5 protein-coding genes are annotated in these 3,918 nt (G+C 63.7%); all 5 read right to left on the reverse strand.

What is annotated here, in order from left to right:
- Nucleotides 1–671 (reverse strand): phosphate/phosphite/phosphonate ABC transporter substrate-binding protein (gene phnD, locus EN750_RS22540; RefSeq protein ID WP_127397685.1); only part of this gene is annotated, 671 nt, incomplete at its 3' end.
- A gap of 84 nt (nt 672–755) precedes the next feature.
- Complete coding sequence (gene phnC, locus EN750_RS22545) at nt 756–1,613, reverse strand: phosphonate ABC transporter ATP-binding protein (RefSeq protein ID WP_127397686.1); 858 nt, start codon at nt 1,611–1,613, stop codon at nt 756–758.
- Nucleotides 1,614–1,925: 312 nt separating this feature from the next.
- On the reverse strand, nt 1,926–2,543 hold the full coding sequence (locus EN750_RS22550; RefSeq protein WP_127397687.1) for a DapH/DapD/GlmU-related protein: 618 nt from the start codon (nt 2,541–2,543) through the stop codon (nt 1,926–1,928).
- Complete coding sequence (phnL, locus tag EN750_RS22555) at nt 2,540–3,247, reverse strand: phosphonate C-P lyase system protein PhnL (protein WP_127397688.1); 708 nt, start codon at nt 3,245–3,247, stop codon at nt 2,540–2,542. The genes EN750_RS22550 and phnL overlap by 4 nt, the downstream gene beginning before the upstream one ends.
- Before the next feature lie 37 nt (nt 3,248–3,284).
- Nucleotides 3,285–3,918 (reverse strand): phosphonate C-P lyase system protein PhnK (phnK, locus tag EN750_RS22560; protein WP_127397689.1); only part of this gene is annotated, 634 nt, incomplete at its 5' end.

Genomic DNA, 3,918 nt, shown 5'->3' on the forward strand with positions numbered 1-3,918 from the left:
ATCTTGAGGACACCCTTGTCGACCATCTTGCGCAGATTGCCGGAGCTGTAGCCATCCTTGAAGTCGCCGACGCCGGAGGCCCAGGTGGTGCCGGCATCGAAGGTGCCCTTCAGAACTTCAAGGACAAGCTGTTCATGGCCGCCGCCGAAACCGGTCGACGCGAAATAGCTCTTCACATCCATGCCGATGTCTTTGGGCAGCGAGGTGACCGGGACCAGGTAGCCGGAAGTCGAATCGGGATCGGCGAAACCGAGTTTCTTGCCCTTCATGTCAGCGAGTGTCTTGATGCCGGAATCCGCACGGGCGACCATAACCGAATGGTAGCCGGTCGAACCGTCGGTCTGGACCGTCGTCAGGATCGGCTGAACCGCGTCCTTGTTCTCGAGGTAGACCTTGGCGTAGGCGGAAGCGCCGAGTTCGGCATAGTCGAGCGTGCCGCCGAGCAGACCCTGGATGACGCCGTCGTAGTCGGCGGCCGGGAACAGCGAAACTTTCTCGACGCCGAGAACTTGCTTGATGTGGTCGGCGAAGCACTGGTAGTTGCGCAGACGGTCGGCTTCGTTCTCGCCGCCCAGAATGCCGACGCGGAATTCCTTCAGATCCTGTGCCTGGACCGAGCCCATCGCCATGGCCATGACGGAAACGGCACCGAAAAGTATCTTTCTAAACATCTCGTCTCTCTCCTGTTGGTCCCGGCATCGCGCCGGCTGCGTTGGGATATGATGCCCTTGACGCGGGCTGGCGATCCAGGTCGCTCAGTAACCAGGAAAGGCTGGCTCAAGCGGTCCGGCGGATGCGGCGATTTTTTGCTTGATGATGACACTGGTCGAGGTGATGGCCTCGGAGATTTCGCCGCCGCTGCTGTCGGCGCCGTAGACCATGCGCACGGCCTCGCGGTTGAGCTCTTCCGGCGGGCCGTCGAAGACGACCTTGCCGGCAGCCATGCCGATGATACGGTTGCAATAGGTGCGGGCCGTGTCCAGCGTGTGCAGGTTGGTGATCACGGTGATGCCTTCGCGCAAATTGATATCCTGCAGCGAATCCATAACCACCTTGGCGTTGAGCGGATCGAGTGACGCGATCGGCTCGTCGGCGAGGATCACCTTCGGCTGCTGCATCAACGCGCGGGCAATGGCGACGCGCTGCTGCTGGCCACCCGACAAGGTGTCAGCGGCCTGCAGCGCGGTGCGGGCGATATCGAGACGCTCCAGCGCTGCTATCGCCTCGGCTCGTTCCTCGCGGGAGAAGATGCCGAGCAGGTTCGACATGGTGGAGCGGTGATTCAGCCGGCCGAGAAGCACATTGGTCAGCACGTCGAGGCGCGGCACCAGGTTGAACTGCTGGAAGATCATGGCGCAATCGCGCTGCCAGCGCCGTAGTGGCGAACCGCGCAGCTGGGAGACCTCGGCGCCGTCAAAAAAAATCGACCCCTGGCTGGGATCGATGAGACGGTTGATCATGCGAAGAAGGGTCGATTTGCCGGCGCCCGAACGGCCGATGACGCCAACCATCTGACCATGCGGGATCGCGATGTTGATGTCGCTGACGGCAGTGTTCTTGCCAAATCGTCGGGTGACACCGCGGATTTCGAGCGTGGCGGAATTTGCTGGCATGGGGGCAGGTTCCAGGTCCGGACCATTGATCGTCAGGCTCTCGCCTAGCGCAGCCACATGAACCTGCCGTGTCGCGGTGATGTCAGTTTTGTTACGCTCCACAGGCTGGAGTCTAGTGTCGACCCTGGGTCAGCAGTCGAAGGTGATTTGGAACGCGGGCCTGGCGAGCTGGTGCCATCAAGCGTTCCAGACAAGGGCCGTCATGGCGCCGATGCTGGTGTCGAGAGGCATGTCATGCGGATAGTAGGGGCCGGGGCGGTTTGTGATAATGCCCCGCTGCCCCGCGTCAGTGACCGCCATTCCTGGACGTCGCTATCCACCATATTTCTCTAGGAACGTCTCGGCCTCAAGCTCCCGGAAATCATCCAACGCGGCGCGCAGCCTTGCATGGTCCCAGTCCCACCAGGCGAGCGCCTGGTAGCGTTCGGCCGTGCGGCGATCGAAGCGCTCGCGGATCGGTTTGGCCGGCACGCCGCCGACAATGGTATAGGGCGCGACATCTTTCGAGACCACCGCACCCGCGCCGACCGCGGCGCCATCGCCGACGGTGACGCCAGGCAGGATGGTCGAGCCATGGCCGAGCCAGGTGTCGTGGCCGATGGTGACACGTTTGGCGCGGCGCTGGGCGAAGAATTCTGTCTCGTGCTCGGCATCGTCCCAGTAGTCCGAGGCGCGATAGGTGAAGTGATGCAGCGTCGGCCGCCAAGTCGGGTGGTTGGTGGCGTTGATGCGAACGCTGGCCGCGATGTTGGCGAATTTGCCGATCGTCGCGCACCAGACGGAGCAGTCCTGCATCATGTAGGAATAGTCGCCGAGTTCGCTTTCCGAGACCCGGCTGCGGTCGGCGATCTCGGTCCAGCGGCCGAGCGTCGAATTCTGTACATCCGCCGTCGGGTGGACCAGCGGCGTCTCGGACAATTTCCTGGTCATGCGGCGATTTTTCCGGACGCGAACGCGGTGACGTCGATGATGCGGTCGGCAACCGCCTCGCGCACGTCGTGGTCATGGAAGATGCCGAGTAGGGCGACATCAGCCGCCTTCTTGGCGGCGATGAGTTCGATCACGACGTCGCGGTTCCTGGCGTCGAGCGAAGCGGTCGGTTCGTCGAGCAGCAGGATCGGATGCTCGGTGATGAAGCCGCGCGCGATGTTAACGCGCTGCTGCTCGCCGCCGGAAAAGGTCGCAGGCGGCAAAGCCCAGAGTTTCTCCGGCAGGTTGAGCTGTGCCAGCAAGGCGCGCGCCTTGCCGCGGGCAATCTCGCGATCCTCGCCGCGCTCGACCAGCGGTTCGGCGACGACATCGAGCGCCGAAACGCGTGGCACGGTGCGCAGGAACTGGCTGACATAGCCGATCGTTTGCCGGCGCACCGCAAGCACGGTGCGAGGGCTGGCGGTGGCCAGGTCGATCAGCCCGTCATCATGCGTGACGATGATCTGGCCTTCGTCGACGGCGTAGTTGCCGTAGAGCATCTTCAGGATCGAGCTCTTGCCGGCACCGGACGGGCCGCCGAGCACGGTGCATTCGCCGGCCCTGATCGAGAACGAGACACCGGCGACAACAGGCAGTTTGATGCCGTCACGCAGATGCATGGTGAAGCTCTTGGCAACGCCGGAAACAACGAACGGGGTTGCCATCAGAAGGTTCTCCAATCGTCAGTCGTTTGCGTCATCGTCAAACCTGCAGAATCGAGGAAACAAGCAATTGCGTGTAAGGCGCGCGCGGGTCGTCGAGCACGCGGTCGGTGAGACCGCTTTCGACGACGCGGCCGTCCTTCATCACCATCATGCGCTGCGATAAAAGCCGCGCCACGGCAAGGTCATGGGTGACGACGATGGCTGCGAGACCAAGATCGGTGACCAGACCGCGCAGCAGGTCGAGCAGGCGCGCCTGGACCGAGACGTCGAGGCCGCCGGTTGGCTCGTCCATGAACACCAGACGCGGGGCGGTGACGAGGTTGCGGGCAATCTGCAGGCGCTGGCGCATGCCGCCGGAAAAGGCGCGCGGCTCGTCGTCGATGCGGTCCTCGTCGATCTCGACGCGCGATAGCCAGTCGACGGCGGTGGCGCGGATCTTGCCGTAGTGGCGGTCGCCGACCGCCATCAGCCGCTCGCCGACATTGGCGCCGGCCGACACCGTCATGCGCAGGCCGTCGGCCGGGTTCTGGTGGACAAACCCCCAGTCGGTGCGCATCAGGAAGCGGCGCTCGGCCTCACTCATGCGGTAGAGCTCGCGGAACTGGCCGTCGCGCATGCGGTAGCTGGCGCTGCCGGAGGAGGGCAGCAGCCGCGTCGACAGGCAGTTGAGC

The organism is Mesorhizobium sp. M7A.F.Ca.ET.027.03.2.1, from assembly GCF_003999175.1.
In the GTDB taxonomy this organism is placed as follows: Bacteria; Pseudomonadota; Alphaproteobacteria; order Rhizobiales; family Rhizobiaceae; genus Mesorhizobium.